The 1,834-nt window shown below is 49.5% G+C and carries 2 protein-coding genes; one reads left to right on the plus strand and one right to left on the minus strand.

The window, feature by feature from the left end; all coding sequences use genetic code 11:
- On the minus strand, positions 1–642 hold a 642-nt coding region (locus tag RMO84_RS15285), incomplete at its 3' end, for a fatty acid desaturase (protein ID WP_310489302.1).
- An 81-nt stretch (positions 643–723) separates the two neighbouring features.
- Between RMO84_RS15285 and RMO84_RS15290 the strand changes: the two genes are divergently transcribed.
- On the plus strand, positions 724–1,834 hold a 1,111-nt coding region (locus tag RMO84_RS15290; protein WP_310489303.1), incomplete at its 3' end, for an aminotransferase class I/II-fold pyridoxal phosphate-dependent enzyme.

Here is a 1,834-nt window from a genome sequence, read left to right on the forward strand (position 1 = left end):
GCAATTGGTGGAGTTATCGGTAGTTTCAAAGTTGCGATAGCCAAACTTGTGCGTCGCGCTATTGACCAACCAAGTACAGTGATAGACAATCACCAATCGTGCGAATACGCCCCAGAATACAAACGGCCAACCACCGATCGCGTATAGCACCACGCCCAACACCACTTGAAGGGGGAAAAAGTAAGTATTCAAAAACTGGTAAAACTTATCGTCGGCAATATCTTTGGTAAAGCGGGGAATATCGCTTTCAGCCGGAACTTCAAAACACATCCAGCGGACGTGGCTCCACAAAAAGCCTTTCTTGGAATCGTGATGATCGACATCTTCATCAGAGTGCAAATGATGGTGTCGGTGCAACCCCACCCACCATAAAATTCCTCCTTGTAGAGCTAACGTGCCGCAAAAAGCAAAAAAGTATTCTAACCACTTAGGAACTTGGAAGCTCCGATGGGAGAGGAGGCGGTGCCATCCTAATGTAATCCCCAATCCACCCGTAATCCAGTGCAGCAATAATGCTACCCCGACAGCTTGCCAACTAAATAGTCCCGGCAAAAAGGCACAGATCGCGCCAATGTGAAAGATTACGAGCGCGATAATCATCGTCCAATCCAGACGAAGTTTTGTTGATGCGGCAACAGTCATTGAGATAACCTATGAAGAGTTGTAAGAATATGCCCGATCTGCGTTCAGATCCCACAGCCAAATAATTTACCACATCGAATCATGAACGGCGAATTAATAATTCCATCAGCAGAAAAGGCACTATCACTGATTTTTAATGGTATTGACGGCCAAGTCAAGGGTAATCTCCGCCGAGTTTTAGAAATTTACGCGCGTCACCGAGTTGGAGTGCGGCATTTTTGCAGTGTCAGCGGCTACGGACATGACGATTTGGGTCGCGAAACGCTCGATAAAGTTTTTGCCGAAATTGTGGGGGCGGAAGCGGCTGCCGTTCGCGTGCAATTTGTTTCTGGTACGCATGCGATCGCCTGCGCTCTATTTGGGGTGCTGCGTCCGGGGGATGAATTGCTCTCGGTCGTCGGTGCGCCCTACGATACATTGGAAGAAGTAATTGGCACCAGAGGGACGGGACAGGGATCGCTGAAGGAATTTGGCATCGATTACCGCGAATTAGCCCTAGAAAGCGACGGCGGGATCGATTGGGATGGTTTAGGTCAGGCGGTTAAAAACAACACCCGTATGGTCTTAATTCAGCGTTCCTGTGGCTATGCTTGGCGATCGTCTTTATCGATCGCCGATATCGAACGGATCGTGAAGATCGTCAAGCGTCAAAACCCCGAGACGATTTGCTTTGTAGACAATTGCTATGGCGAATTTGTCGAAGATCGCGAACCACCTGCCGTGGGTGCCGATTTGATTGCTGGCTCGTTAATTAAAAACCCTGGCGGAACGATCGCCACTGGCGGCGGTTATGTCGCGGGGAGAGCGGATTTAGTGGAAGCAGCCGCTTGTCGGCTCACGGCTCCTGGTATCGGCTCCTCTGGTGGGGCAACTTTCGACCAAAATCGGCTGTTATTTCAAGGTCTATTTCTCGCGCCCCAAATGGTCGGCGAAGCGATGAAAGGCAATCATTTGACCGCCTATGTGTTCGATAAATTAGGCTATCCTGTCAATCCTTTACCGTTGGCACCACGTCGCGATGTGATTCAAGCGATTAAATTTGGTTCGCGCGCCAAACTAATTGCTTTTTGTCGATCGATCCAACAAAATTCACCGATCGATGCCTATGTCGATCCGGTACCTGGCAATCTCCACGGCTATGAAAGCGAGCTAATTATGGCTGGTGGGACATTTATCGATGGCAGCACGTCGG

It is taken from the genome of Chamaesiphon sp. VAR_69_metabat_338, assembly GCF_031423935.1.
In the GTDB taxonomy this organism is placed as follows: domain Bacteria; phylum Cyanobacteriota; class Cyanobacteriia; order Cyanobacteriales; family Chamaesiphonaceae; genus Chamaesiphon.